The following is a 26543-nucleotide window of genomic DNA, read 5'->3' as shown; positions in this document are numbered from 1 at the left end:
GAAAATTCTGCTTTTTGGGGTGATTCCTCGACTGCGCTCGGAACCCAACCCTCCGAGCGCAGTCGAGGAGCGTGCTAAAACCAAAATCCGACACTGAACCACGTGAACCCTTTAGGAAGTTCGGGCGACCACGAATATTTGATTTCTATCGGACCGATTATGGTTTCCATTCCGTATCCGACCGCATAACCCGTATAATGCGGCCATGAAACCCAAGAACCGTCGGCATAGATGTTACTGCCCAGATTCGCGAAATTGGCCGCGACATTTACGTGGTGTTTCCTGAAAATCTCATAATCGAACGTAAGTCCGGTCTTGATATAACTGTCTCCCGAAATGCTCAGGAAATCGTATCCGTAGAATTGTTTGATGTTGTTGACGCCGCTGAAACCGTATCCGCCGAGCACGAAATCGAAAAAAGGTATGCTGTGGTCGCCTATAGCCGAACCGGCCTCGACATCGTATCGCAACGTGAATTTCCTGAAGAACGTCTTGGCAAAACCGATTTCGGCCTTTAAAATCGAGAACTTCTCGAAGTCGTTGCCGTAATCGGACGAGTACAGATACGTTTGGAAATCGCCCGAAAAATACGAGCCTTTCTTAGGGAAATAACGGTTGTCGTACGAATCGTAACGCAGATAAGCGAGCCCGCTCAAATAATCGCTTTGCTCAAAAGTCGGCGAAACGGTTTGGTTCTGGATCGTTTCCGACTTGATTTTGAGGTGTTTCCACTCCAATCCGGCGCCGATCATGAACTTTTGGATGAAAAGCGTCTGGATATACGCCTGATGCGACAAATCCGAAAAATTGATGTTGAGCGTATTCAAACCGAGAGAATCCAGAAGCGCGCCGTTGCTGAAATCGGTCCCGACATTTCGGTTGAAACTGTTGTAGCGCGAGCGCAATCCGAAACTGAAGTAAAAGCCGTTGTCTACGTAATAATCGAAGTTGTAACGGAAGTTGTCGCCCAAAATCACGTCGGCCGAAACCACATCGTTCTTGAACAAAACGCGTTTGGTCGTCACGTTCATCAAAATGCCGCTTTTGTACAAACCGTCGTAGTGAAGCCCAAATTTAAGGTACGTGCGAATCGGATTTTCGACCAAATGCAGGCGCAATTCGTCGCCCGTCGCCGTCTTTTCGAGCGAATAACTGATCGAACTGAAATTCTGCGTTCCCGTTAGATTGTCGATACCCGCGCGCAAATCGTCGTAACAAATCTTGCTGCCGTTCTTGAACCGCAATTTCCCGATGATATAGGCACGGGTAAAGTTGTCGAGCTTGTCGATGTTGATGTTCTTGATGTTCAGGCTGTCTTTTTGGACTTTGATGTCCGGACGATGGTACTCGCCTTTTTGCACCGTGATCGCGCGCAGTTTATACGCTTGTTCCCAAGCCGCACGTTCGCCTTCGTCGATGATTTGGGCGCCGTTGCTGAACGAAATCACGCTGTAATCGGACATGTCGGGTTTGATGTAGATCTCGGTTTGCTTCTTTTTCTGCTGCATTTTCTCGATCATCTGCAGATTCGAAATCTGCGACAGGATGCGAGTGGCGTCACTCAAATATTCACGGTCTTTCAAATCGTCCTGAACGTCGACGCCGATGATGATGTCGGCACCAAGTTTTCGCACCTCATCTATCGGATAATTGTTCGAAACACCACCGTCTACGAGCAATCTCCCGTCGAGCTCGACAGGACTGAAAACCGTAGGAAGCGCGGCACTCGCTCGGATCGCTTGCGGCAGATAACCTTTGTTGAGCAGGATTTCCTCACCCGTTTCGATATCGGTCGCGATACACAAAAACGGAATCGGAAGTTTGTTGAAATCGCGCACATGGCGCACGTTATGCGTAAGTTTCGCGATCAGGTTGTAATTGTAGATGCCTTTGGAATACGAACGCGGAATCCCGATTCTCATCTTTTGGAACGGAAGCGTAAGCGCATACAGCTCGTCGTTGCGTTTGCCGTAAAAATTCTTGGAAGCGCGCGGGATGTAATCACCCAAAAGTTCGTCGAAATTCGTCGATCGGAAAATGGAATCGATTTGCGTGGCATTGTAACCCGAAGCGTACAATCCACCGATGATCGCGCCCATGCTCGTCCCGCCAATGTAATCGATCTTGACGCCGGTTTTCTCGAGCACTTTCAACACGCCGATGTGCGCAAAACCTTTCGCCCCGCCGCCACTCAAAACCAATCCGATTTTCGGGCGCGGCTTGACGACCGTGTCTTGGGCAAAAACCGCCATCGGAAACAGCAACACGCAAATCAGCGACATTATGCCGCGGATTTTCATTCTACACCTGCTTCCGATCATCTGTTTGGTTTTGTGAATGGTAAAAGTCGGTAATTTTTTTGGCTTTAGACGGCCCAATTACCTCGGCTATAGCAGATTCTTGGGCTTCTTTGAGTCTTTTGACCGATTTGAAATGCTTAATCAGCGTCTGCATGGTCTTTTCGCCGATTCCGGGAATGGTTTCCATCGAGGTCTGTAGCGCGCCTTTGCTGCGTCGGTCGCGATGGTGCGTGATACCGAAACGGTGCGCCTCGTTCCTCAATTGCTGTATGATTTTGAGCGTTTCCGATTTTTTATCGAGATACAACGGAATCGGATCTTCGGGATAAAACAATTCCTCGAGTCGTTTCGCGATGCCGATGATCGAGATTTTTCCTCTCAAACCAAGCAGTTCGAGACTTTTCAATGCGGCCGAAAGCTGTCCTTTCCCTCCGTCGATGATGATCAGTTGCGGAAGCGGCTCGTTTTCGTCCAAAAGCCGTTTGTAACGACGGTGCACGACTTCTTCCATAGACGCGAAATCATTCGGGCCTTCGACGGTTTTTATGTTGAAATGGCGGTAATCTTTCTTGCTCGGCTTGCCGTCCTTGAACACGACACAGGCCGAAACCGGGTTCGTTCCCTGAATGTTCGAGTTGTCGAAACACTCTATGTGGCGCGGCTCTTCGGGCAAACGCAAATCTTTTTTCATCTGCGCCATGATGCGCGTCGTGTGTCGGTCGGGATCGACGATCTGCATTTGTTTCATCTGTTCCATGCGATGGTATTTCGCATTTCTGATCGACAATTCCAGAATTTGTTTTTTATCGCCTAGTTGCGGAACGGTGACGTTGACTTTCTCGCCCAAATCGACGTTGAACGGAACGATGACTTCTTTGAGTTTGAGTTCGAAGCGCTCCATGATTTCGACGATGCCGATTTCGAGTAGCTCCTCATCCGATTCATCGAGCTTTTTCTTGAGTTCCAACGTATGTGACCGAATCACCGAACCGTGTGAAATCTGTAAATAGTTGATGTAGGCCGAAGCTTCGTCCGACACGATCGAGAAAACGTCGACATTTGTGATCTTCGGGTTCGCGACCATAGAACGCGATTGATAGTTTTCCAAAACATCGATTTTGTTCTTCATGACCTGTGCTTTCTCGAATTCCATTTCGGATGCGAAAAATTGCATCTGTTTCTTGAATTCGCGCAAACTGTCCTTGAAATTTCCTTTGAGAATCTCGCGGATCTGATCGACGTGATCCTGATAAACCGACAACGGTTCATGGCCTTCGCACGGGCCTTTGCAATTGCCGATATGGTATTCGAGACACACTTTGAACTTTCCGCTTCGGATATTTTCGGGCGTCAGATCGTAATTGCAGGTGCGCAGCGGATACAATTCCTTGATCATATCCAAAATCGTGTAAATCGTCTTGAAACTCGTGTACGGCCCGAAATATTCAGATCCGTCCTTGATCATTTTACGTGTGGAAAAAATACGCGAGAACGGTTCTCTTTTGATGCATATCCACGGATACGTCTTGTCGTCCTTGAGCATGACGTTGAAACGCGGCTGCAGTTTCTTGATCATGTTGTTCTCGAGCAGCAACGCATCGCTTTCGCTGTAAACGACAATGTGTTTAATGGTCGCGATCTTGCGCACCATGACGTTCGTCTTGGCGTTGTCGTGCACTTTGTTGAAATACGAGGAAACGCGTTTTTTTAGGTTTTTCGCCTTCCCGACATACAGCAATTTTTCGTCCTTGTCGAAATACTGGTAAACGCCCGGAGAATCGGGTAAGGTCTGTATTTGCAAGGCCAATGAAGGAGATTCCATAGTGTACAAATGTAACGAATCGCGATAAAGGAACGTAGCTGGGTTTGCGCCCAAAACCGAAATTTAAGTACTTTTAACAGCCAAAATTATCGCGATGTTCACCAAAAAGGATTTACGTATCGCCTATAAAACACTTCGGTTGCAACTGACGCCCGATCAGGTCGAGCAAAAAAGCCTCGTCATCACGAACCGTTTGCTGCAATTGCCGATTTGGGATTTCAAGTGTTACCATATTTTCCTTCCGATAAAAAAACAGAACGAGGTCGATACCGAATTCATCCTGCACTTGCTCGCCGGAAAAGACAAGAACGCAATCCTTTCCAAAAGCGATTTCGAAACGCGCGAAATGACGCATTTCCTTTTGACCGACGACACCAAAATTATCCCGAACCCGAACGGAATCCCCGAACCCGAAGACGGAATCGAAATTCCCATCGACAAAATAGACGTGGTTTTCGTACCGCTTTTGTGTTTTGACGATACCGGAAACCGCATCGGATACGGAAAAGGGTTTTACGACAAGTTTCTCGCCAAATGCAAACCCGAAACCATCAAGATCGGATTGTCATTCTTCGAAGCCGTCGATACCTGGGAAGATGTTTTTGAAAGCGATGTGAAGCTCGATTATTGCATCACGCCCGAAAAGACTTATTCGTTTGCCGGTGCAGACGTTTCGTGAGTCGTGACGATAGTATCTTCTGAAGTTTCCTTTTTATGGAACGCTTTTTTGTTGAAGACGATCAAAATCCCTACTCCTACAGAAATCGCCGTATCGGCAATGTTGAAGATCGCGTTGAAGAACGTGATTTTCTCGCCTCCCCAAATCGGGACCCAAGACGGAAGCTGGTAATTTTCGATTATCGGGAAGTACAGCATGTCGACCACTTTTCCGTGAAACCACGTACCGTAGGCATGTTGCGGCATCATTTCGGCCAATTGACCGTGGCTGCTCGAGAAAATCACGCCGTAGAATACAGAATCGATGATGTTGCCCAAAGCGCCCGCGAAAATCAACGCGATGGCGACGACAAGATAACGTGAACTGTGCGCTTTAACGGCCGTCCACAACCAGTATCCGATACCGACGACAGCGAGCAATCGGAAAACGGTCAGAATGAGCTTTCCATACGCGCCCGGGATTTTCGTTCCCCACGCCATTCCTTCGTTTTCGATGAAAAGAATACGGAACCAACTGAAAACGCGAACCTCATCGCCGTGGATAAAATTCGTCTTGATGTAGATTTTGCTGAACTGATCAACGATCAACACTAAGAAAATGAGCAGGTACGCGTTCCGTAATGACATGCAGTAGTTGTTAAAGCGGCAAAAGTAAATGAAAAAACGAAATTCCAAATCCCAAATCCCAATTATAAGGACCGGAATTTGCAGATTTAGCAAATAATTGGCTTTGCCAGAACCAATTGGCAAAAAATCAGATATAAAAAACGCCCCAATCAAGGAGCGTTCAGTCTTTCGTAAAATATTATCGCTGCAAGTTCTTGGCCTCGATGCTCATCGTAGCGTGAGGAACGATTTTAAGGCGTTCCTTGCTGATAAGTTTCCCGGTCACTTTGCAGATGCCGTACGTCTTGTTCTCGACTCTGAAAAGCGCGTTCTTCAAGTCGCGGATGAACTTCTCCTGACGGATCGCCAATTGGGAGTTCGCTTCCTTAGACATGGTTTCGCTTCCTTCCTCGAATGCCTTGAACGTTGGCGACGTGTCGTCGGTTCCGTTGTTCAAGTCGTTCATATAGGCGCTTTTTATAAGGTCAAGATCGGCTTTGGCTTTTTCGATTTTCTTCAAAATGATTTCCTTGAACTCCGCCAGGTCGGCATCGGAGTATCTAATCTTTTCATCTACCATTTCGTTTAGTTATTTTGAGATTAATACTGATGTTTTGATATCGTCGAATTCGACATCGGTTCCGTCAACGCTTTCGCTGATGACCAGTTCCTTGGTTAGTGTTTCGTCTTTGATGTATTGGCCAAAACTTTCGATGGCCTTGTTCAATGTTTGTTCGCTTTGTAAACTCACCGTAATCTTGTCGGTCACTTCGAATCCGGAATCCTTTCTCATGTTTTGGATGCGGTTCACGAGTTCTCGTGCGATGCCTTCGTTCTTGAGTTCGTCGGTAATCGTAATGTCCAGAGCTACAGTTATCGCGCCTGAATTCGCTACCAACCAACCTTCGATATCCTGTGATGAGATCTCGACATCGGCGGTTGTTAAAGTAGTATCTTTTCCCGATATGGCAAGCGTAAGCTCGCCTTCGCGCTCCAATTGGGCGATGTGCTCTTGGGAAAAACCTTGTATTTCTTTGGAAATCAACCCCATATCTTTTCCGAAACGCGGTCCTAATGCCTTGAAATTCGGCTTGATCTGCTTGACCAAAACACCGGACGCATCGTCTAAAAGTTCGATTTCCTTGACGTTCACTTCGGCTTTCACGAGGTCGGAAATGGCCTCGATTTCAGCCTTCTGATTCGCGTCAAGCACAGGAATCATAACCTTTTGCAGCGGTTGACGCACTTTGATCATTTCCTTTTTGCGAAGCGACAAAACCAACGAAGAAATCGTTTGGGCCTTGCCCATTTTGCTCTCTAAGGTTTTATTAACAAAGTTTTCGACAAATTCCGGGAATTTTGCCAAATGCACACTGTCGAAATTTTCCTTTTGCGTTAAATTATTGAGGTCGCGATAAAGCTGGTCCATATAGAACGGAGCGATTGGCGCACCCAGTTTGGCAACCGTCACCAAGCAGGTGTAAAGCGTTTGGTAAGCCGCAATCTTATCTTGTGCGTAATCGCCTTTCCAGAAACGTCTGCGGCACAAACGCACGTACCAGTTCGACAGGTTTTCCTGAACGAAATCAGAAATCGCGCGTGCGGCTTTCGTCGGTTCGTAATCGGCGTAGAACGAATCGACGTCTTTCACGAGCGTATTCAGTTCCGAAATGATCCAACGGTCGATTTCAGGTCGCTCTTCCATCGGGATTTCGGCTTCAGAATATTTGAAACCGTCGATGTTCGCATATAACGCAAAGAAACTATACGTATTATAAAGCGTTCCGAAGAACTTTCGACGCACTTCGGCCACGCCTTCGATGTCGAATTTCAGGTTGTCCCAAGGATTCGCGTTCGAAATCATGTACCAACGCGTCGCATCGGCACCGTATTCGCCCAAGGTCGTGAACGGATCGACCGCGTTTCCGAGGCGTTTCGACATTTTCTGTCCGTTTTTATCGAGAACCAAACCGTTCGAAAGAACATTTTTATACGCGACGGAATCGAAAACCAACGTTCCGATCGCATGCAACGTATAGAACCAACCGCGCGTCTGGTCGACTCCTTCGGCGATAAAATCGGCGGGAAAATCTTTCTTGCCGTCAATCTTGTCTTTGTTCTCGAACGGATAATGCCATTGCGCGTAAGGCATCGCGCCCGAATCGAACCAAACGTCGATAAGGTCGGATTCGCGTTTCATCGGTTTTCCTGACGGCGAAACCAGCGTGATGTTGTCGACCACATTCTTGTGCAGGTCGACGAGTTTATAATTTTCATCGGACATGTTTCCGGCCTCGAACCCCTTGAACGGGTTTTCGGATTGGAAACCGGCGCCGATCGATTTCTCGATTTCGTTATAAAGCTGCTCGACTGACCCGATGATCATTTCCTCGGATTTGTCTTCGGTACGCCAGATCGGCAACGGGATTCCCCAATAACGCGAGCGCGACAAGTTCCAGTCGTTCGCATTTTTGAGCCAGTTTCCGAAACGGCCTTCGCCGGTCGCTTTCGGCTTCCAGTTTATTTCCTCGTTCAGGTCGAACATGCGCTCTTTGACGTCGGTCATTTTGATGAACCACGAATCGAGCGGATAGTACAAAAGCGGCTCGTCCGTTCTCCACGAGTGCGGATAACTGTGGACGTATTTCTCTACTTTGAACGCTTTGTTCTCTTCCTTTAAACGGATTGCGATTTCAACATCGACCGATTTTTCAGGCGCAGTTCCGGCGTCATAATATTCGTTCTTCACGTATTTTCCGGCCAAATCGCCCATGTGAGACGTGAATTTTCCTTGCAAGTCGACAAGCGGAACGGGATTTCCGAATTCGTCCAAAACAAGCATCGGCGGAACTTCGGGAGTCGCTTCTTTGGCGACTTTGGCATCGTCGGCACCGAAAGTTGGCGCGGTGTGCACGATTCCGGTTCCGTCTTCCGTAGTCACGAAATCTCCGGAAATCACACGGAACGCGTTTTCAGGATTTTGGTACGGAAGCGTGTACGGCAACAATTGCTCGTATTTGATCCCGACCGTGTCCGCACCTTTGAATTCGGCAAGGATTTGATAAGGGATTTGCTTGTCGCCCGCTTTATAAGTATCGAAATCCGAAGACTCGACGTAGTTCTTACCGAATTGTTTCGCGACAAGATTCTTCGCCAAAACAACATTGATCGGCTCAAACGTATATTGGTTGAACGTCTTGACCAGAACGTAATCGATTTTTGGCCCGACGGTCAAAGCTGTGTTCGAAGGCAATGTCCAAGGCGTCGTCGTCCAAGCCATGAAATGAACCGTTCCGAAACCTTGCAAAAAGCTTGGAAGCGTCTCGGCAATCGCTTTGAATTGGGCGACGATAGTCGTATCGGTCACATCGCGATACGCGCCGGGTTGGTTCACTTCGTGCGAGCTCAAACCCGTTCCCGCTTTTGGCGAATACGGCTGGATCGTGTAGCCTTTATAGAGTAAATTCTTGTCGTAAATCTGTTTTAGCAACCACCAAACCGTTTCCATGTATTTGGGTTCGTAGGTCACGTACGGGTCGTTCATGTCGACCCAATAGCCCATTTTTTCGGTGAGGTCGTTCCAAACGTCGGTGTAACGCATCACGGTGCGCTTGCAGGCTTCGTTGTATTCTTCTACGGTGATTTTGTTGCCGATGTCTTCTTTGGTGATGCCGAGTTCTTTTTCGGTTCCGAGTTCTACAGGCAAACCGTGCGTATCCCAACCGGCTTTCCTTTTCACCTGGAAACCTTTCTGGGTTTTGTATCGGCAGAAAATGTCTTTGATCGCACGCGCCATTACGTGGTGAATCCCGGGCAAACCGTTAGCCGACGGCGGACCTTCGAAAAACACGTAAGGTTGCGCGCCTTCACGGCTGGTTACACTTTGCTCGAATATGTGATTCTTCTTCCAGAAATCGAGGACTTCGGATGCTACTGTAGGCAGGTCTAGCCCTTTGTATTCCGTAAATTTGGCGTTCATTTGGTGCATTTATAAAAGACGCGCGAATGTAAACAAAAAAATGTTTAAATTGGTGTTAAAGCCTGTGTTTTAGCGGTATTGCACGTTTTTCGCGATGAAATGCGGGTTTTCGGCACTTCTGTTACACAAAATTCACAAAATCATTACATATGGCTTACAATGAATCGGTTATGGATCGCCTTCGGGAAGCGTTTCTGGATGTGGGAACGGAATTTTCGGAAAAGAAAATGTTCGGAGGCGTTTGCGTCATGGTCGACGATAAAATGTGTATCTGCACCAAGACCGAAAAAGATTCGGGACATGACCGTTTGTTGTGCCGTATTTCGGATCAAGATTACGAACGTGAACTCGAAAATCCCGAAGTGACACCCATGGGTCATGGAAAATCGGTGATGCGCAATTTCGTTTACGTGGACGAAACGGGTTTTAAAACGAAAAATCAGTTGGAGCGATGGGTGAAAATGTGTTTGGAGTATAATCCTTTGGCGAAGAAAAGTAAGACGTGACCTCCTCGACTGCGCTCGGAGGTTAGGCTCCGAGCGCAGTCGAGGAGCGCAACTTTTCAACCAAAAGCACAATTACCATTCCCGCAACATACATCGCCAAATCTTCCCAAGCGAACGACGTCCCGATCACGACCCGCGCCACTTTATTCCCACGCAAGTCCAACTTGTCGACAATTTGGAAAAACTGTAGGAATTCCACAAAGAACGCGAACGCCAAAGTTCCTACTGCCGCCAGATTTACCGAGATTTTAAAAAAAGTACGTCCGAACGCGTAAATCAGGATTACGACAAGCAAATCGCCCACATACGGCCTTACGAAGTCGTCGTGCACGTAAAGCGCGATCAAGACCTCAGTCACAAAAAGGACGATTGTCAAAACGAGATAGCGCAGTCGAAAGGTCATGAGAAAACTTCTTTTAATACGTCGAGCGATTTCGGGCGTTTGAATCCGTCGAGGTGGAACGCGTAATAATCAAGCACGATTTTCAGCAATTGCGAACGTTCGTTACCCGAAAATATTTTTTGGTCGGAATCGAATTTAAGCCCAAGCAATCTCTTGAACAGATGCGTTTCGTTCTCATCTAAAGTAGAAACCGCGAGCGAATCCGAAAAAACGCCTTCGACCATCTCGAAATGACGCGAATGATTTGTGGGTGAAGCCGGATAAAACCCGAGGAATTTAGTCGCCTGAAGCAACGTGATCAAATGGAAATTCGCCACCTCATCGTGTGTATCGAACCACAATAGCGCGGTTTCCAAAAACTCGAAAAGCGCTTCGTTTCTTTCTTCTTCGCGGATACTGTGATGAAAAACTTCCGACAGGAAAATCGCGATCGTGCTTTTGACGACATCCGATGAAACCGTCGCGAAAGGCGTCGCCAAACGGATTTCCTTGAACGTTTCGAGCGTGCCTTTGTTTTTGTGGTTCGCCTCAACCTCGAGAATCGAAAGCGGTTGGAAATAGGCGGTTTTTCGCGCGGCGCTTCTCGACGAAAACGCATTGTGCACGAAGTACGATTTCAAGCCGTCCGATTGCGTAAAACACTTCACAATCAGGCTTTTTTCCTGATATTTCAATGAAGAAATTACAATCGCCTTCGTCGTTATTCGCATTTGAGCAATAAAAAATAAAAATGAGAATAAATAATAAGCTATCGGACGATCATGACCTTCTTGACTTTCGTTTCAGTCCCGTCGTCCGAAGCGATAAAAATCATGTAAACGCCCGAAGCCACGCGATATTTGCCAAATGCCGTCGTATCCCATTCTACCGTTCCGCCTTCGGAGACTTTCTCGAAAACGAGGTTTCCGGCAATGTCGGCGATCTTGACATTCGCGTTGTCGATGAGATTCGCGATCTTGACCGTACCCGTAAAACCGGGACGAACCGGGTTCGGATACACGTAAACGCTGCTCAAATTGTCTTTCGGATCGGTGTTGACGCCCTTGAACGATACCAATCCTTTGTCGGTCGCGATGTAGACTTCCCCAGTAGTTCCGTTGATTTCTATATCGTTTATCGCGTTGCTCGGCAATGGTGAATTCGTGGTCGTGAAATGATGGATTTCTTCCTGTCCGTCCGACGAAAACATGAATACGCCCGAATCGACGGTACCGATCCACTTGTTGTTCGCTCCATCCACACAAATGTCGTTGATGGCTTGCTCGTAAAGCAATTCGGAATCACCGTCATCGGTTTCTATCACGATCTCGTTGGCACGCATCTGGCCTTCGTTATTGAACCTGTCTACGCTAGACAATACGCGCAAGCCTTTACGCGTGCCGATCCACAATTGGTTACGTTTATCTATCGCAATTGCGCGCGCATCATTTATGGGCAAATTGCCCGTTTCGGAACCCACCGTGATTTTTTTATACGGTTCGGCTGCATTTTCGTTGTACGCGACAACTCCGTTGGCATACGTAACCATCCATTTGGTGTCGTTCTTGTCGACGACCAAACGCCCGAAACTGTCAGAGAAAAAGTCGTCGATGATTGGGCTCATGTCTACAGATTCCCACGTGCCGTTCGCTCTGAGCACTTTAAGCCCGTCTTCTACCTTAGCATTGGTCATCCAAAGATTGCCGTTGCTGTCAAACGCCGATTGTTCAACCCTTATACTTATATACGACGGAACACTTCCCAAAACCAACGATTCCAGTTCGCTATTGGTCTGGTCGTACAATTGGACGAATTCCTCGTTCTCGAATTTTAGCAATCCTGAATGATACGAGCTCACGTAAAATTGCGATGGGTTGTTCGGATTGAACGTCATGCGTACCAAATCGTTCACATCTTTACCGGTCGGATGTACGTCGGCATACGGGATATTGTTCCAACCTTCCGCATTGAACTTGCTGATTCCTTCGTACAATAACGGATCAGGGTCGTAAAAATAAGTATAGTCGCCATAAGTCACCCACAGATCGGGTGTTTGGGTATTCAGCGAGAACACGTTGTTCTTGGCCGGGCCGTCCGGGGTGATGTTTTCGAACACGGTCGGATTGGCCAGCGTCGTCACAAACACGCCATGAGCCAACGTTCCGATGTAAATATTTTGTCCGATGACCGTTGCGCAGGTAAATTGGACGGCGACATCGGTAATCGAATAGTTGAAAACTTGAGTGGCAAGCCCTAACGTCTGGTTGAAAATCGAGACTTTCCCCGCGGTAACCGCAATCAGGTAATCGGATGTGGCACGCAGGTCTTTTGGTGCTGCGGGCAACGTATTGAATCCGACGAACGCGCTTCCGTTGTATCGGTTGAGTTGGCCAGCCGAGGTAACGGCGACCAATTCGGTCCCGAACGTCTCGATTCCGGCCCAACTTCCCGTAGTGACCGTCGTCCATTGGTTGGCATCGATAAGATTCGGATTCGTGATGTCGGCGCGTTTGATGCCGTAATCCTGGGTCGCCACATAAATGAACCCGTTGAACACGGCGGTTTGCTTGATGATGATTTCGGACGGGCCCGTTCCTATATAATAGGTATCCCCGAATTGCAGATTCGTGATGTTGTATTGGCAGATCCCGAAATCGCACGAGATGTAAATGATGCCGTCCGATTCCATAAAATGGTTGACGCGCTTGATGTTCGGCGGAAGCTGTTTGTTGATGATATCGACGACTTTGGTTATCGTGCCGTCGGAATTGATCACGTTGATCAAACCGTTTTCGTAACCTACGATAGTGCGATTCGTGGCGGCGCTGTGATAAACTGCCGAAATTACCTGGCTCGACAATCCGTCGATGGTATTCGTGGTTTTGATCACGTTTGTGGTGAGGTCTTTCGAGAACAGCGCATTTTCGGACGCGGCATAAAAACGTGTCGGCGATTGCGTGAGGTCTTTGATTTCGGTATATGAAAAATATCCCGTCCACCCCGGATTCGCCTGTGGGAACGCAAATACCGAAGCCAAAAGCATCGCGACAATAAAAATGTAATTCTTCTTCATAACCATCCGGAATGGGTAACAAATATAGTACAAACGCAATTATGCTGATTTTCATATTTGGCCGGAGAGATAATAGATGATAGACGGATAGATAATAGACAATCTGGAGAAAATTACTGGTCTGGTGTTCAATTCAGAAAAGAAAACTTCCCAAAAAACTCCATGTTATGATTCTATTAAATAAAAATCGACAAGTGTTTTATCTGATTGAAAATATAGGTTTGTCGCTTTCCTTGAAAAGTCTATCATCTATCAGTCTACTATCTAAAAATCTTAAAACAAAAAATGCCTCCGAATCATCGAAGGCATTCCTAAAATATAGTCAGTTAAGCTTATACGACTCCTTGGGCAAGCATCGCATCGGCAACTTTAACGAAACCGGCAATGTTCGCGCCTTTTACGTAATCGATGAAATCACCGTCTTTTCCGTACTGCACGCAAGCAGAGTGGATGTTGAGCATGATGCCTTTCAAACGTTGGTCGACTTCTTCGCGAGTCCAGCTCAAACGAAGCGAGTTTTGCGACATTTCAAGACCTGAAGTAGCAACACCGCCCGCGTTAGACGCTTTTCCTGGAGCGAAAAGGATTTTTGCTTTTTGGAATTCGGCAACCGCTTCTGGAGTAGATGGCATGTTTGCACCTTCGGCAACGGCAATACATCCGTTAGAAACGAGCATTTTCGCTTCATCTCCGTTCAATTCGTTTTGGGTCGCGCAAGGAAGAGCAACGTCGCATTTCACTTCCCAAGGACGTTTTCCTTCTACGAATTTCGCGTTAGGATATTTCTTGGTGTACTCGCTGATACGGCCGCGCAATTCGTTTTTGATTTCCATTACGTGAGCCAATTTCTCGGCATCGATTCCGTCGGCATCGTAGATATAACCCGATGAATCAGAAAGCGTTACAACTTTTCCGCCAAGCTCCGTAGCTTTTTCGGCAGCGTACTGAGCCACGTTTCCAGAACCGGAAATCGCAACCGCTTTTCCTTTGAAAGAATCGCCTTTTGTACCTAGCATGGATTCTGCGAAGTACACACAACCGTAACCCGTTGCTTCAGGACGGATCAAAGAACCTCCGAACGGAATTCCTTTTCCGGTCAAAACGCCCGTGAATTCGTTGCGAAGTCTTTTGTATTGTCCGAACATGTAACCTACTTCGCGTCCGCCGACTCCGATGTCTCCGGCAGGAACGTCTGTATCGGCTCCGATATGTTTTGCCAATTCCGTCATGAACGACTGGCAGAAACGCATTACTTCGTTGTCTGATTTTCCTTTAGGGTCGAAATCCGATCCGCCTTTACCACCGCCCATAGGCAACGTAGTCAAGCTGTTCTTGAAAGTCTGCTCGAAAGCAAGGAATTTCAAAATCGAAAGGTTTACCGACGGGTGGAAACGCAAACCACCTTTGTAAGGTCCGATCGCAGAGTTCATCTGGATACGGTAACCGCGGTTCACTTGTGTTTTTCCGGCATCGTCGATCCAGCAAACGCGGAACGTGATGATGCGCTCGGCCTCGACCATGCGCTCAAGAAGCATTTGGCCTTGGTATTTTTTATTCTTTTCGATAAACGGTATTACTGTTTCGGCAACTTCGTGAACCGCTTGGATGAATTCGGGTTCATTCGGGTTTCTTTTAGCCACTGCCTCAACAAAAGCATTAATAGATTGTGACATACTTAATTTTGGTTTTTAACGTTTTGTTATGAAAACGTTTTCGTTAACAGCGCAAAGATAAAAGTATAGACAAAATTGGGCTGTTATTTTTTTCAATTCCGCAACAGATTTATTTCATTTCTAAGAATTTGCACAGTTAAATAGCATTAATTCATACATTTAATCTATTACCTGCTTTTTTTGAGGGAAATCAAGTATTTTTTATTTTAATTTACAAACTGAACGCTATTTTTATATATTTGCCACCAATTGTAACACCCAAAAAACAATGCCCAAGTATTTAATCATGAGCTTTTTGATGGCGCTTGGTTTCTCTAACAAAGCCTTGTCGCAGTTCGGTTTCTCTCACGAGATAGGAGCTATTGTTGGTCCCGTGGCGATGATGTCCGATTATGGTGAGCGTTACGATTTGTCTACTAATGCCGGAAACACGGGATTTGGTGTCGGAATCATCCATTACCTCAATTTTGCTTATCGTGCGGAGTGTAACTGTTACGCTCCCGAAACGTATTTCAACGACCACTTCAAGCTTCGCAGTGAGCTTTCCTTCAACAAGACCAAACTTGAGCATTACGGTGAATGGACCGAAGGCAACGGCGTTTTCGCGCAACAGCTTAAAGCCATGCACGGTGAAACCAGCGTAACCAACATTGGTATGCAATTGGAGTATTTCCCGTTCAGTATCCGCGAATTCTCGGCTACTCCTGGTAAGTTGGCTCCATTTGTAAGTTTGGGCGGACAGTTTTCTTTCTACAAACCGAAAGCTTATTCCGATTTGGGAAGCGGTGAACTTGGCGAAGATCCGATCATCACTCCTGTGAAATATTTCGATGCTTTCGATCAGGACGGAGGAACTACATGGTCTGTCGTAGGAAGTATCGGTACGCGTTACAAACTGACCATCCTTTCCGATTTGATGATCGACTTGCGTTGGCAGTATTACTTCTCGAACTGGGTCGACGGTTTGAACCCGAACCCGGACGTCTACAAAGAGAACAAAGCCAACGAGTGGTTGGTTTGGCTCAACGTAGGTTACATCTACTATTTGGATTAAGATTTTATCAGATATAAAAAAGCCCGGACGAACATCCGGGCTTTTTGTTTTATTTCAATGCCTGTTCCAGATCGGCAATCAAATCATCGATATCCTCGACACCTACGCTCAATCGTACCAAATCATCGGAAATGCCCGTTTCTTTGCGCTTTTCTTCGGGAATCGACGCGTGCGTCATCAACGCCGGATGGTTCGCCAAAGACTCGACTCCGCCAAGCGATTCGGCTAAAGTGAAAACCTGCAATTTCTCTAGGAACGAAATCGCATCGGCCTTTGCGCCCGATTTGAACTTGAACGAAACCATTCCGCCGAATCCCGACATCTGCTTTTTGGCGATCTCATGGAACGGATGCGACTCCAATCCCGGAAAGTAAACCGTAGAGATTTTCGGATGGTTCGACAGATAAGCCGCAATTTTTTCACCGTTCTCGCAATGACGTTGCATTCTCAGGTGAAGCGTCTTTATTCCACGTAGTACAAGAAACGAATCCATCGGACCCAAAGTCGCACCTGTAGCGAATTGCTGGAAATGCAGTTGTTCGGCAAGTTGAGCGTCTTTGATAATCAACGCTCCGGCGATTACGTCCGAATGTCCGCCAAGATATTTCGTAGCCGAATGCATCACGACATCGGCACCCAAATCAAGCGGTTTCTGCAGATAAGGCGTCGCGAACGTATTATCGACGGCAAACAAGATGTTGTGTTGTTTGGTGATTTTTGCGATTTCGGCAATATCGGCCAATTTCATAAGCGGATTCGTCGGCGTCTCTACCCAAACCAATTTCGTATTCGGATTGATCAGGCTTTGCAGCTTCTCCAGATCGGTCAAATCGATGAAATGAAACTTGATGCCCGAATCTTTGTAGATACGCGTGAACATGCGGTATGTTCCACCGTACAAATCGTCCATGGCAATGACCTCATCGCCCGCCTTGAACGAACGCAACAAACAGTCGGTCGCCGCAAGACCCGAAGAAAAAGCAAGGCCTTTCGCTCCGTTTTCGATACTCGCGAGCGCATTTTCCAAAGCCGTTCTCGTCGGATTCGCCGCGCGGCTGTATTCGTATTCGCCTATCGGTTTCCCCGGACTTTCCTGAACGTAAGTCGAGGTCTGGAAAACCGCCGGCATGACCGCGCCCGTGCTCGGATCGTGGTGCTGGCCGCCATGTATGGTTTTTGTGTTAAACTTCATGTAATTTATTTTTGTAAGTATTCAAATATTCGCAAATTTAATTTTATTCCCCAACTAATTGAACAACCTGATGAAACCGTATTTTTACTGTTTTTTATCGATTTTCGTATTTGCCTCATGCTCAAAGGATTTGGAGTTCGAAACCAAGACTTTCGAGAAAAGGACTTCGCTCAAATGCCAAGGCCTATGTCCGAAAATTACCATTAAAGTTCCAGTCGCCTCAAACGGTTTCATAGCCGACAGCATCAACAATAAAATTTTCTCAAAACTCAAGGAAATCGTCTATTTCGGCGAAGAACCATATCAATCGAAAGATTATCAAGAGCTTGCCAACGATTTTATAGCGTCTTACGAAAAAATGCAGAAAGAAGACCCGGACGAACTCATCGGTTGGGAAGGCGACGTGAATTCGCGTTTGGTGTACCGTTCGCAAAAAGTGCTCGACATCGAAATCCAACATTACACTTTTACGGGCGGCGCTCATGGTTACAGCGGAAAAACGTCGTTGATTTTCAATTTGGAAACCGGGAAATCGATTCCGAACGATTCGCTTTTTACCGATGTGAAAGCCGTGACGAAGCTCGCCGAAAAACACTTCCGCGAAAAATTCAAGATTCCCGAAAACGCTCCGATAAACTCAGGCGGATTGATGTTCGAGAACGAAAAATTCGCGCTTCCGGCCACGATTTTCTTTAGTGACAAAGGCGTTTTGCTTTACTACAACACTTACGAAATCGCTTCTTATGCCGACGGGCCGCGCGACGTGATGCTTCCGTATTCCGAATTGGGCACGCTTTTGAAAATCAAGTAGGCCAATTCACATTTTCGGCTTTTCTTTGCATCCAAAACCCGATTTATGGACACCGTTTATTATTTATCTACATGCGATACCTGTCGAAAAATCCTCGCGTCGCTTCCTAAAAACGACTTGCAGCTTCACGATATAAAACAACAGCCGATTACCGAAAAAGAGCTCGCCCACATGAAAGACCTTGCCGGAAGCTACGAAGCGCTTTTCAGTCGAAAGGCCCAACTGTACAAGGCTCGCGGGCTTAAGGATCAAAAGCTGGCCGAAGACGATTACAAAAACCTCATCCTCGAGCACTACACGTTTTTGAGTCGTCCGGTGTTCCTTATCGACGGAAAAATCTACGTCGGCAACAGCGCCAAAAACGTAGAAAACGTGATTGCTGCACTCATCTAATTTATTCCTTATTCTTATTTGTATTCTTTATTGCCTCGCAAAAGACTCCACTACCACGCAAACGGCAATAACAATAAATAATAAGAAATAAAGCAATAACAATGTCAAAAAGGAATCTCGCTCTAGTCGCGGCCACATTGGTCTCGATTATTTACGGCGTCACGTTTACGATCGCAAAAGACGTCATGCCCAAATACGTAGGCGCTTTCGGCTTCATCGTGATGCGCGTGGGCGGTTCAGTGGTATTGTTCTGGCTCGCGTGGTTGTTTTCGGTAAAGGAAAAAATCGCGAAAAACGATTTCCCGAGAATTACCGCAGCCGCGTTTTTCGGAGTCGCGTTCAACATGCTCACATTTTTCAAGGGTTTGAGTCTCACCTCGCCGATTTCCGCAGCGGTTTTGATGTGTACGACGCCAATTATCGTGTTAATTCTGTCATCGATCATCATGAAGGAGCGCATGCAGACTTCAAAAGCGGTCGGCATCGTCCTCGGATTGGTCGGCACGGCGGTTTTGATCGGATACGGAAAATCGATAGGAAACGCCACGAACGCGCCACTCGGCAATTTCCTGGTTTTCGTGAACGCGGTTTCTTACGGATTGTACCTTATCATGGTGCGCAAACTCATGGACAAATACAACGCGTTCACGTTCGTCAAGTGGATCTATCTTTTCGGATTCATCATGGTTTTGCCTTTCGGATGGAGTGAATTTTCTCAGGTTTCATGGGAATTTCTACCGACGTCGGTCGCACTCAAAATGGCGTTCGTCGTCATCATTTCGACATTCCTTACCTATTTGCTGAATCTGTTGTCGATGAAGGAACTAAAACCCACGACAGTTGCTGTTTTCATCTATCTGCAACCCTTGTTCGCCACGGTTTTCGCGATCGGACTCGGAAAAGACCAATTGAGTTGGATCAAGATTTCGGCCGCCTTACTGATTTTCATCGGGGTTTATCTGGTCACGCGCAAGAAGAATCCCGCGAATTGACCTCGCCTTGTCTGTAATTGTTATCTTTGTGCAACTTTTTTAGAGCACATGATACAATCCATGACCGGATTTGGAAAGGCCACGCTCCAGTTGCCTTCCAAAAAGATTACCGTCGAAATCAAATCCCTTAACAGCAAAGGTTTGGACCTTAACGTGCGCATGCCGTCGGTCTATCGCGAAATGGAACTCGGGCTTCGTACCCAATTGTCGAACGCTCTCGAGCGAGGCAAGATCGATTTTGCGATTTACGTGGAAAACACGACCGAGCAGACCGCGACACGCGTCAACATTCCGATCGTGAAAGCCTACATCGGGCAACTTTTGGAAGTGTATCCCAACGCCGATGAGACCGAACTCATGAAAATGGCCGTCCGTATGCCCGACGCGCTCAAAACCGAACGCGAGGAAGTGGACGAAAACGAGTGGAAACAGATCGAGGGCGTGATTTCTGAAGCGGTCGGCAACATCAAATCGTTCCGAATCGCCGAAGGTTCCGCTCTTGAGAAAGAATTCCTGCAACGCATCGCCAACATCATGACCATGATGAACGCGACGGTTGCCATGGACGGGGAACGCATCGAAAACGTCAAGAAACGCCTTTCCGCAGCTCTTGAAGACCTCAAAGTGACGTTGGACGAAAACCGATTCGAACAGGAATTGATTTTCTACCTCGAGAAATACGATATCACCGAGGAAAAAGTCCGTTTGGAAAACCACCTCAACTACTTCATACAAACCTTGGCCGACAAAGAAGCCAACGGCCGCAAGCTCGGTTTCATCACCCAGGAAATGGGACGTGAAATCAATACGATGGGCTCGAAATCGAACCATGCAGCGATGCAGAAACTCGTCGTCCAGATGAAGGACGAACTCGAGAAAATCAAGGAACAAGTGCTAAACGTGTTGTAGATGGAGAAAGGAAAACTGATTGTTTTTTCGGCTCCGTCCGGATCAGGAAAAACCACGATCGTACGCCATTTGCTGCAACATCCCGAATTGAAGCTCGAATTCTCGATTTCGGCCACTTCACGTGAGCCGCGCGGACAGGAAGCCCACGGGAACGACTACCATTTCATGTCGGTACACGATTTCAAACAGCACATCAAGGCCGAAGATTTCGTCGAATGGGAAGAAGTGTATCCCGACATGTTCTACGGAACGCTCAAATCTGAAGTCGAAGCCATCCGCAATGCCGGAAAAAATGTGATTTTCGACATCGACGTTTCGGGCGGATTGCGCATCAAACGCAAATTCCCCGAAGACACGATCGCGATTTTCGTAAAACCGCCGAGCATAGACGAACTCAAGCGCCGCCTCAAGCAACGCTCTACCGAAAGTGAGGAAAAAATCGCGATGCGCATCGCCAAATCGTCTGCAGAACTTGCGACATCTCCTCTTTTTGACGTCATCGTAGAAAATGCCGACCTGTCCCAGGCGAAGCAAAAAGCCTACGATCTGGTCAGCGATTTCATCAAGACGGGCCACGTTCCACACAAAGAATAGGTTTTGAAAGTCGGGTTATATTTCGGGACGTTCAATCCGATTCACGTCGGACATCTGATCATCGCCAACCACATGGCCGAATTCACCGATTTGGATCAAGTCTGGCTCGTCGTCACGCCTCATAATCCGTTTAAGAAAAAGGCAACTTTGCTCGACGATTACACGCGTCTGGAACTGGTCCGTTTGGCCGTGGAAGATTATCCGAAACTCAAGGCGAGCGACATCGAATTCAAACTCGAGCAACCCAATTATACGATCAACACGCTTGCGCATCTCGAGGAAAAATTCCCGAATTACGAATTTGCGCTGATCATGGGCGAAGACAACATCAATTCGCTTCACAAATGGAAGAATTTCGAGGTGATTTTGGAGCGTTACGACATTTTGGTTTACCCGCGGATTTCTTCGGAAACCGAAAAATCGGGATTGGAAAACCATTCACGAGTAAAGTTTATCGACGCGCCGATTGTTGAAATTTCATCGACTTTCATCCGCGACGCCATCAAAGACAAGAAAAACCCGAAAGCTTTGTTGCCCGAAAAGGTTTGGAACTATATCGACCATAACAATATCTATCGAAAATGACGCGATTTTTAATGATGCTTCTGGTTTGCGGATTCGTTTCGGCCCAAGGCAAAAAACAACTCGACGCGGCCGAGGCCAAGATGAAAACAGGCGATTTCAAAGCTGCCATATCGCTGTATTCCGATGCGATAAAAGCCGAGCCCAAAAACGCCAAATATTACAACAAGCGTGCCTTCGCGTATTCGATGGACACCGATTACGACAAGGCATACGAAGATTATTCGACTTCGATCAAACTCGAGCCCGATTCGGCGATTTTGCTGTACGACCGCGCTTTGTTCTTCTTTACCGTGAACGCGTTGACCGAAGCCAAACTCGACCACGACGTGGCTTTGCAGAAAGCAAATGGCGATAAAGTACTTGAAACGCGTCTTTTGGCTTTGAACGGCGACATCAGACGCAATCAGGGCGATTTGGAAGGCGCCGTGAAAGACTACAAAAAAGTACTCGAAAGCAATCCTGAAGACGGTTTGAAATTCGCGTGCATCACCAATATCGGAGCGGTTTTGGGCAGACTCAACCGCAACGACGAAGCGATTTCGTATTTGGAAGAAGCCGTCAAGACCTATCCGAAAGTGCCGTCGGTTTATAACAATCTGGGATTCCGATACCTGGCGAAGAACGATTATGCAAAAGCGCTGCAGATTTACGACAAGGCCATTTCGTTATCGCCAAAAGTGGCCGCAGACGGAACGACCGAAGTAAGTTCGAAAGCAAAACTTCAAGACAATGTATCCGCGTCTTTGCTTTACAACAATCGCGGTTATGCGAAAATGAAACTCGGGGATTTGAACGGTGCGATGTCGGACGTCAACCAATCTATTTCACTTTCTGCAGACAACAGTTATGCATTCCGCAACCGAGCGTTGATATACAACGAACAGAACAACGTGGAAGCGGCATGCCAGGATGTGAAAAAAGCGCTCGAATTGGGTTTTACGAAGTCGTACGGAGACGAATTGGAGAACCTCAAGAAACTTATCTGTAAATAAACGAGCCCAAGCGACAACAAATCAAAAGGCGCTTCTGAACAAGTTCAAAAGCGCCTTTCTCAAAACACCAAAAACAAAATTTAACTAACTTTTCTGTAATCGTTCAAGATTATATAATAAGCTATAGAACGCAAATTTATACCTCGCATTGTGCTCAGAATCATAATAATAAGTTAAAATTAACTTAAGGTTTTGGACGACTTTCCTTTTAACGGGAATATTCATCACAACTGCGGATACCATTGCTTTTTTTGAACTATTTTTGAGACGAACAACTACATTCCCATGAGCCAAAAACTCAAATTTGCCGTCATAGGAGGCGGAAGCTGGGCGACCGCAATCGCCAAAATGCTATGCGTGAACTGTGACGAGATCGCTTGGTATATGCGAAACCAGGACGCGATCGACCATTTGAAGACGCATCACCACAACCCGAATTATTTGAGTTCGGTAGAATTCAATCCGAACAAACTGCGTCTTACGACCGACATCAACGAAGCCGTAGCATTTGCCGATTATATCATTTTCGCGATTCCGTCGGCTTTCCTCAATGACGAGATGAGCAAACTCACGGCGAGCCTCGAAGGCAAAGTGATTTTTTCGGCAATCAAAGGAATCGTTCCCGAAACGAGCCTTATCGTCGGGGAGCATTTCAACGACACATACGACATCCCGTTCGAGAACATAGGCGTCATCACAGGTCCTTGCCACGCCGAGGAAGTCGCGCTCGAACGCCTTTCCTACTTGACCATCGCGTGCGGCGACAGTCAAAAAGCAAAAATCATGGCCGCGGCGTTGTCCAGCGATTATATCAAAACCAAGATTTCGGACGATATCATCGGAAGCGAATACGCCGCGATGCTCAAGAACATTTATGCCATCGCCGCCGGAATCGCGCACGGTTTGGGCTACGGAGACAATTTCCAGTCGGTTTTGATGAGCAACAGCATACGTGAGATGAAGAAATTCATCCGAAAAGTGCACAAGATGAAGCGCAACATTAACAATTCGGCATATCTGGGTGATTTGCTCGTTACCGGATATTCTGTTTTCTCAAGAAATCGCATGTTCGGCAACATGATCGGCAAAGGTTATACTGTGAAAAGTGCCCAAATGGAGATGAACATGGTCGCCGAAGGTTATTACGCGGCCAAAAGCGCGCATAGGCTCAACGAAAAGCTCGAAGCGAAGACTCCGATCATCAATGCCGTTTACGACGTTTTATACGAAGGCAAAGAAGCCAAAAAGGTTTTTAGGAAATTAACTGAAAAATTAGACTGATATGAGCGAACGTTGGAAAACAGCCCTGAAATTTGGTTTGCTTTGGGGAATTCTTATGCTGATTTTTTCGGCACTTTTCGATTTGCAGGAAAAAACACTTTCGGAAATCGTGAATTCGGGAAGTTTTTGGCTCAGATCGCTTGTTTACACGTTGGTTGGGATTTTTCCCGTCGGATATTTCAGCGCCGGTAAGAAACAGGCAAATTAGCGCACGACGACTCCGGGCTGCCAGATGTGCGGCACTTCTTCCGTAGCGCGTTCGTTGATCGTATTGGTCCGGAAAATGAACTTTTTGTCGTAAAGCGTATTCCCGATGAAATACGTCACCATGAATTCGTTGTTGAGCGCAAGCACGCTCTTTTCGACCATTTCGATCTTTACGAGCGATTGTGTCGGGACTTTCACGAACGCGTGACGCAGCAACGAGGTCTTCTTCATTTCGCCATTGATCGTTCCGAACGCTTTCGAGACAACCATCACGTTGTCCAGATCGAAATCGGAATCGTTGACCAAATGCACGAACCATACTTTTTCCATAAAATCGTCGCTCCACTCCTGGATCGCGGCGAGGAAAACGTTTTCTACTTTGGGGATGACAATATCTTTCTTCATTTTTCAGATAATAGATGATAAACAGATAGATAATAGATTCTTCGGAGAAAGCGACAAATCAAGACTTTCAATCAAACAATAAAACGCACCCGTTTCCGAAATGCGTCTATTATCTATCTGTCTATTATCTATCCGTCTTATTTTAGATGCTCGACTTGAATTGCTCCAAAAATCGCACGTCGTTCTCATAAAACATACGGATGTCGCCGATCTGGTACAACAACATCGCGATGCGCTCGATTCCCATACCGAAAGCGAATCCGTTGTATTCGTCCGGGTTGATGCCGCAGTTCTTCAAAACGTTAGGGTCGACCATTCCGCAACCCATGATCTCGAGCCAGCCCGTTCCCTTGGTGATGCGGTAATCGGTTTCGGTTTTCAAACCCCAATAAATATCGACCTCGGCGCTTGGCTCGGTAAACGGAAAGTAAGACGGGCGAAGACGGATTTTCGACTTCCCGAACATTTCCTTGGTAAAATATTGCAACGTCTGCTTCAAGTCGGCAAACGAAACGTCTTTGTCAATGTAAAGTCCTTCGACCTGGTGGAAAATACAATGCGAACGGCTTGAAACCGCTTCATTCCTGAACACGCGACCCGGAGAAATCGTCCGGATCGGCGGTTTGTTGTTTTCCATATAACGAACCTGGACCGAAGATGTGTGCGTGCGCAACAAGACATCGGGATTCGTCTGGATGAAAAACGTGTCCTGCATGTCGCGCGCCGGATGGTATTCCGGAAGGTTCAACGCGGTAAAGTTGTGCCAGTCGTCCTCGATTTCCGGGCCTTCGGAAACGTTGAATCCTATGGTCGAAAAAATATCGATGATCTGGTTCTTCACAAGCGAAATCGGATGGCGCGACCCAATCGGCATGGGTTCGCCCGGACGCGTCAAGTCGCCGTAACCGCCTTTTACCTCGGCTTTGCTCTCAAGTGCTTCCTGAATGGCCTTGACTTTTTCTTCGGCCGTATTCTTAAGCTCGTTGATGACCTGGCCGAATTCCTTCTTCATCTCGTTCGGAACGTTCTTGAACTCGGCGAAAAAGTCTTTCAAAAGCCCTTTGCTTCCCAAAAACTTGATACGGAAAGCCTCAAGTTGTTCTTTCTTGTCGGTTTGGAATTCGCGTGCTTCGGCAATGTATTCTTTGATCTTGTCGGTCATCTTCATGTGCTTTGAGGGGGCAAATTTACAATAATTGAAAGATTTTCGACGCTAAATCGAGACGTAAAAAAACCGAAACTATGAGCTTCGGTTGGGGAAATTATTTTTTCTTCGGCTTCTTTTTCTTGTCCGAAGATTTTTTCTTGGCTTTTTTGTCTTTTAGCTTCTTCTTTTCCTTCTCTTTTTTCTTCGCTCTTCTCTCTTTTTCCTTCTGCTTTTCTTTTTTCTGCAGTTTCTTTAGCTGCTCGGCAGCTTTTTCGAGTTTTTTTAGGTTTTTGTCGCTGAGTTTTTTCGGGGTCGGAGAAGCGGCGATCGACGCAACGCTTTCTTGAACCGCAACAGTCTCCATTGCCGGTTTTTCTGCAGCGACGGCTTTATTCGCAGCCGGTTTTCTTCCGACGGGCTTCCTTGCCACTGTTTTGCGAACAGCTGGTTTTCTGGCCGTGGTTTTACGTACTGTGGTTTTCACCTGTGGTTTTTCGGCCGTCACTTCTGTAGCGATGGGTTTCGTTTCTGCGGATTTCGTAGCAGCGGTTTTTCTCACGGCAGGTTTTCTGGTCGCCGGTTTTGCCGCTACAGGTTTTTCGGCCATGGTTTTGGTCACTGCTGGCTTTCTTCCCGCAGGTTTCCTGACGATCGGCTTGATTTGAGCCTTGGTTTCCGCAGCCGTTTCGCTTCCGATTGTCTTAGCTGCAACAGTTTTAGTCGCCCTCGGTTTTCTCGCGGCCGTTTTTCTGACCGTTGCACTTTTCACTTCGGCAGTTTTAGGAGCAACCGGCTTTTTGACCGTAGTCTTTCGCACGGTCGACGGTTTCTTTGCAGCCGTCGTACGCGGCTTTCTCACTACAGGTTTGTTTTCTTGGCCTGAATTTTCTGGTGTATTCTGTTCCATAATTCCGATTTAAAAGTAAGGTAGGACTAATTCTGGGTTATGCAAAGCAAATCGT

The 26543-nt window shown here is 46.9% G+C and carries 25 protein-coding genes; 12 read left to right on the top strand and 13 right to left on the bottom strand.

Translation table 11 applies throughout. The features are described 5' to 3' along the window. Positions 1 to 74: 74 nt before the first annotated feature. Both HZF10_RS10330 and uvrC read right to left on the bottom strand, forming a co-directional pair. Positions 75 to 2321: a patatin-like phospholipase family protein gene (locus tag HZF10_RS10330; protein ID WP_246282560.1), complete on the bottom strand. Its 2247-nt coding sequence runs from the start codon at positions 2319 to 2321 to the stop codon at positions 75 to 77. Further along, complete coding sequence (uvrC, locus tag HZF10_RS10325; protein WP_176006132.1) at positions 2302 to 4122, bottom strand: excinuclease ABC subunit UvrC; 1821 nt, start codon at positions 4120 to 4122, stop codon at positions 2302 to 2304. Before uvrC ends, HZF10_RS10330 begins: the two co-directional genes overlap by 20 nt. A 94-nt stretch (positions 4123 to 4216) precedes the next feature. Here uvrC and HZF10_RS10320 point away from each other — a divergent pair, with 94 nt between their 5' ends. Continuing rightward, the gene (locus HZF10_RS10320; protein ID WP_176006131.1) at positions 4217 to 4801 is read left to right on the top strand and encodes a 5-formyltetrahydrofolate cyclo-ligase; all 585 of its coding nucleotides are present in this window, start codon (positions 4217 to 4219) and stop codon (positions 4799 to 4801) included. On the opposite strand, the gene HZF10_RS10315 is transcribed toward HZF10_RS10320, so the two are convergent. The 3 genes from HZF10_RS10315 to ileS all read right to left on the bottom strand — a co-directional run bounded on the left by HZF10_RS10315 (position 4771) and on the right by ileS (position 9385). Further along, complete coding sequence (locus HZF10_RS10315) at positions 4771 to 5427, bottom strand: lipoprotein signal peptidase (protein WP_176006130.1); 657 nt, start codon at positions 5425 to 5427, stop codon at positions 4771 to 4773. The two genes, HZF10_RS10320 and HZF10_RS10315, sit on opposite strands and share 31 nt — an antisense overlap. Positions 5428 to 5605: 178 nt before the next feature. Continuing rightward, a complete protein-coding gene (locus HZF10_RS10310) occupies positions 5606 to 5986 on the bottom strand; it encodes a TraR/DksA family transcriptional regulator (protein ID WP_176006129.1) in 381 nt (126 codons plus the stop codon). Positions 5987 to 5995: 9 nt separating this feature from the next. Then, a complete protein-coding gene (gene ileS, locus HZF10_RS10305) occupies positions 5996 to 9385 on the bottom strand; it encodes an isoleucine--tRNA ligase (RefSeq protein WP_176006128.1) in 3390 nt (1129 codons plus the stop codon). Positions 9386 to 9534: 149 nt separating this feature from the next. Between ileS and HZF10_RS10300 the strand changes: the two genes are divergently transcribed. Continuing rightward, a complete protein-coding gene (locus HZF10_RS10300; RefSeq protein WP_176006127.1) occupies positions 9535 to 9891 on the top strand; it encodes a TfoX/Sxy family protein in 357 nt (118 codons plus the stop codon). Positions 9892 to 9913: 22 nt separating this feature from the next. Here the strand turns inward: HZF10_RS10300 and HZF10_RS10295 are convergent, their stop codons facing one another. From HZF10_RS10295 to gdhA, 4 genes are all read right to left on the bottom strand, one after another. Next, the gene (locus HZF10_RS10295) at positions 9914 to 10294 is read right to left on the bottom strand and encodes a ribosomal maturation YjgA family protein (protein WP_176006126.1); all 381 of its coding nucleotides are present in this window, start codon (positions 10292 to 10294) and stop codon (positions 9914 to 9916) included. After that, positions 10291 to 11004, bottom strand: a complete 714-nt coding sequence (gene recO, locus HZF10_RS10290) for a DNA repair protein RecO (RefSeq protein ID WP_176006125.1) — start codon at positions 11002 to 11004, stop codon at positions 10291 to 10293. Before recO ends, HZF10_RS10295 begins: the two co-directional genes overlap by 4 nt. Before the next feature lie 38 nt (positions 11005 to 11042). Then, positions 11043 to 13346 (bottom strand): type IX secretion system anionic LPS delivery protein PorZ, encoded by a 2304-nt coding sequence (gene porZ, locus HZF10_RS10285; protein WP_176006124.1) that lies wholly within the window; start codon positions 13344 to 13346, stop codon positions 11043 to 11045. 332 nt (positions 13347 to 13678) lie between these two features. Continuing rightward, entirely contained in the window at positions 13679 to 15019 is a 1341-nt protein-coding gene (gene gdhA / locus HZF10_RS10280; RefSeq protein WP_176006123.1) for an NADP-specific glutamate dehydrogenase, read from the bottom strand. 268 nt (positions 15020 to 15287) lie between these two features. On the opposite strand from gdhA, the gene HZF10_RS10275 reads away from it, so the two are divergent. After that, on the top strand, positions 15288 to 16073 hold the full coding sequence (locus tag HZF10_RS10275) for a THC0290_0291 family protein (protein ID WP_176006122.1): 786 nt from the start codon (positions 15288 to 15290) through the stop codon (positions 16071 to 16073). Between the two features lie 49 nt (positions 16074 to 16122). Here HZF10_RS10275 and HZF10_RS10270 read toward each other — a convergent pair whose 3' ends face one another. Further along, positions 16123 to 17265 (bottom strand): cystathionine gamma-synthase, encoded by a 1143-nt coding sequence (locus HZF10_RS10270; RefSeq protein WP_176006121.1) that lies wholly within the window; start codon positions 17263 to 17265, stop codon positions 16123 to 16125. A 70-nt stretch (positions 17266 to 17335) separates the two neighbouring features. Between HZF10_RS10270 and HZF10_RS10265 the strand changes: the two genes are divergently transcribed. The 9 genes from HZF10_RS10265 to HZF10_RS10225 all read left to right on the top strand — a co-directional run bounded on the left by HZF10_RS10265 (position 17336) and on the right by HZF10_RS10225 (position 24030). Then, on the top strand, positions 17336 to 18076 hold the full coding sequence (locus HZF10_RS10265; RefSeq protein WP_176006120.1) for a DUF3298 and DUF4163 domain-containing protein: 741 nt from the start codon (positions 17336 to 17338) through the stop codon (positions 18074 to 18076). Between the two features lie 45 nt (positions 18077 to 18121). Then, entirely contained in the window at positions 18122 to 18469 is a 348-nt protein-coding gene (locus HZF10_RS10260) for an arsenate reductase family protein (protein WP_176006119.1), read from the top strand. A gap of 101 nt (positions 18470 to 18570) precedes the next feature. Beyond that, entirely contained in the window at positions 18571 to 19461 is an 891-nt protein-coding gene (locus tag HZF10_RS10255) for a DMT family transporter (RefSeq protein WP_176006118.1), read from the top strand. A gap of 48 nt (positions 19462 to 19509) precedes the next feature. Further along, the gene (locus tag HZF10_RS10250; protein ID WP_176006117.1) at positions 19510 to 20370 is read left to right on the top strand and encodes a YicC/YloC family endoribonuclease; all 861 of its coding nucleotides are present in this window, start codon (positions 19510 to 19512) and stop codon (positions 20368 to 20370) included. Continuing rightward, positions 20371 to 20964 carry a guanylate kinase gene (gene gmk / locus HZF10_RS10245; protein WP_176006116.1) on the top strand — a complete coding sequence of 198 codons (594 nt, stop codon included), beginning with the start codon at positions 20371 to 20373 and terminating at the stop codon, positions 20962 to 20964. Between the two features lie 3 nt (positions 20965 to 20967). Then, on the top strand, positions 20968 to 21549 hold the full coding sequence (nadD, locus tag HZF10_RS10240; protein WP_176006115.1) for a nicotinate (nicotinamide) nucleotide adenylyltransferase: 582 nt from the start codon (positions 20968 to 20970) through the stop codon (positions 21547 to 21549). Continuing rightward, on the top strand, positions 21546 to 22541 hold the full coding sequence (locus HZF10_RS10235) for a tetratricopeptide repeat protein (protein WP_176006114.1): 996 nt from the start codon (positions 21546 to 21548) through the stop codon (positions 22539 to 22541). The genes nadD and HZF10_RS10235 overlap by 4 nt, the downstream gene beginning before the upstream one ends. A 285-nt stretch (positions 22542 to 22826) precedes the next feature. Then, positions 22827 to 23822, top strand: coding sequence for an NAD(P)H-dependent glycerol-3-phosphate dehydrogenase (locus HZF10_RS10230; RefSeq protein WP_176006113.1), 996 nt, complete (start codon positions 22827 to 22829; stop codon positions 23820 to 23822). Position 23823: 1 nt separating this feature from the next. Next, positions 23824 to 24030 (top strand): hypothetical protein, encoded by a 207-nt coding sequence (locus HZF10_RS10225; protein WP_176006112.1) that lies wholly within the window; start codon positions 23824 to 23826, stop codon positions 24028 to 24030. Here the strand turns inward: HZF10_RS10225 and HZF10_RS10220 are convergent. The 3 genes from HZF10_RS10220 to HZF10_RS10210 form a co-directional block, all read right to left on the bottom strand. Further along, positions 24027 to 24434 carry a hypothetical protein gene (locus tag HZF10_RS10220; RefSeq protein WP_176006111.1) on the bottom strand — a complete coding sequence of 136 codons (408 nt, stop codon included), beginning with the start codon at positions 24432 to 24434 and terminating at the stop codon, positions 24027 to 24029. The two genes, HZF10_RS10225 and HZF10_RS10220, sit on opposite strands and share 4 nt — an antisense overlap. 142 nt (positions 24435 to 24576) lie before the next feature. Beyond that, positions 24577 to 25596, bottom strand: coding sequence for a phenylalanine--tRNA ligase subunit alpha (gene pheS, locus HZF10_RS10215; RefSeq protein ID WP_176006110.1), 1020 nt, complete (start codon positions 25594 to 25596; stop codon positions 24577 to 24579). A 100-nt stretch (positions 25597 to 25696) separates the two neighbouring features. Continuing rightward, entirely contained in the window at positions 25697 to 26488 is a 792-nt protein-coding gene (locus HZF10_RS10210) for a hypothetical protein (protein ID WP_176006109.1), read from the bottom strand. Positions 26489 to 26543 lie beyond the last annotated feature (55 nt).

The sequence above is a fragment of the Flavobacterium agri genome (genome assembly GCF_013401995.1).
Classification (GTDB): Bacteria; Bacteroidota; Bacteroidia; order Flavobacteriales; family Flavobacteriaceae; genus Flavobacterium; species Flavobacterium agri.
This window is presented reverse-complemented; position numbering and strand designations above follow the sequence as displayed.

Bases quoted from the DNA above. Each gene is read 5' to 3' on its own strand.
- HZF10_RS10330 (WP_246282560.1), bottom strand. From the start codon at position 2,321: ATGATCGGAAGCAGGTGTAGAATGAAAATCCGCGGCATAATGTCGCTG.
- uvrC (WP_176006132.1), bottom strand. From the start codon at position 4,122: ATGGAATCTCCTTCATTGGCCTTGCAAATACAGACCTTACCCGATTCT.
- HZF10_RS10320 (WP_176006131.1), top strand. From the start codon at position 4,217: ATGTTCACCAAAAAGGATTTACGTATCGCCTATAAAACACTTCGGTTG.
- HZF10_RS10315 (WP_176006130.1), bottom strand. From the start codon at position 5,427: ATGTCATTACGGAACGCGTACCTGCTCATTTTCTTAGTGTTGATCGTT.
- HZF10_RS10310 (WP_176006129.1), bottom strand. From the start codon at position 5,986: ATGGTAGATGAAAAGATTAGATACTCCGATGCCGACCTGGCGGAGTTC.
- ileS (WP_176006128.1), bottom strand. From the start codon at position 9,385: ATGAACGCCAAATTTACGGAATACAAAGGGCTAGACCTGCCTACAGTA.
- HZF10_RS10300 (WP_176006127.1), top strand. From the start codon at position 9,535: ATGGCTTACAATGAATCGGTTATGGATCGCCTTCGGGAAGCGTTTCTG.
- HZF10_RS10295 (WP_176006126.1), bottom strand. From the start codon at position 10,294: ATGACCTTTCGACTGCGCTATCTCGTTTTGACAATCGTCCTTTTTGTG.
- recO (WP_176006125.1), bottom strand. From the start codon at position 11,004: ATGCGAATAACGACGAAGGCGATTGTAATTTCTTCATTGAAATATCAG.
- porZ (WP_176006124.1), bottom strand. From the start codon at position 13,346: ATGAAGAAGAATTACATTTTTATTGTCGCGATGCTTTTGGCTTCGGTA.
- gdhA (WP_176006123.1), bottom strand. From the start codon at position 15,019: ATGTCACAATCTATTAATGCTTTTGTTGAGGCAGTGGCTAAAAGAAAC.
- HZF10_RS10275 (WP_176006122.1), top strand. From the start codon at position 15,288: ATGCCCAAGTATTTAATCATGAGCTTTTTGATGGCGCTTGGTTTCTCT.
- HZF10_RS10270 (WP_176006121.1), bottom strand. From the start codon at position 17,265: ATGAAGTTTAACACAAAAACCATACATGGCGGCCAGCACCACGATCCG.
- HZF10_RS10265 (WP_176006120.1), top strand. From the start codon at position 17,336: ATGAAACCGTATTTTTACTGTTTTTTATCGATTTTCGTATTTGCCTCA.
- HZF10_RS10260 (WP_176006119.1), top strand. From the start codon at position 18,122: ATGGACACCGTTTATTATTTATCTACATGCGATACCTGTCGAAAAATC.
- HZF10_RS10255 (WP_176006118.1), top strand. From the start codon at position 18,571: ATGTCAAAAAGGAATCTCGCTCTAGTCGCGGCCACATTGGTCTCGATT.
- HZF10_RS10250 (WP_176006117.1), top strand. From the start codon at position 19,510: ATGATACAATCCATGACCGGATTTGGAAAGGCCACGCTCCAGTTGCCT.
- gmk (WP_176006116.1), top strand. From the start codon at position 20,371: ATGGAGAAAGGAAAACTGATTGTTTTTTCGGCTCCGTCCGGATCAGGA.
- HZF10_RS10235 (WP_176006114.1), top strand. From the start codon at position 21,546: ATGACGCGATTTTTAATGATGCTTCTGGTTTGCGGATTCGTTTCGGCC.
- HZF10_RS10230 (WP_176006113.1), top strand. From the start codon at position 22,827: ATGAGCCAAAAACTCAAATTTGCCGTCATAGGAGGCGGAAGCTGGGCG.
- HZF10_RS10225 (WP_176006112.1), top strand. From the start codon at position 23,824: ATGAGCGAACGTTGGAAAACAGCCCTGAAATTTGGTTTGCTTTGGGGA.
- HZF10_RS10220 (WP_176006111.1), bottom strand. From the start codon at position 24,434: ATGAAGAAAGATATTGTCATCCCCAAAGTAGAAAACGTTTTCCTCGCC.
- pheS (WP_176006110.1), bottom strand. From the start codon at position 25,596: ATGACCGACAAGATCAAAGAATACATTGCCGAAGCACGCGAATTCCAA.
- HZF10_RS10210 (WP_176006109.1), bottom strand. From the start codon at position 26,488: ATGGAACAGAATACACCAGAAAATTCAGGCCAAGAAAACAAACCTGTA.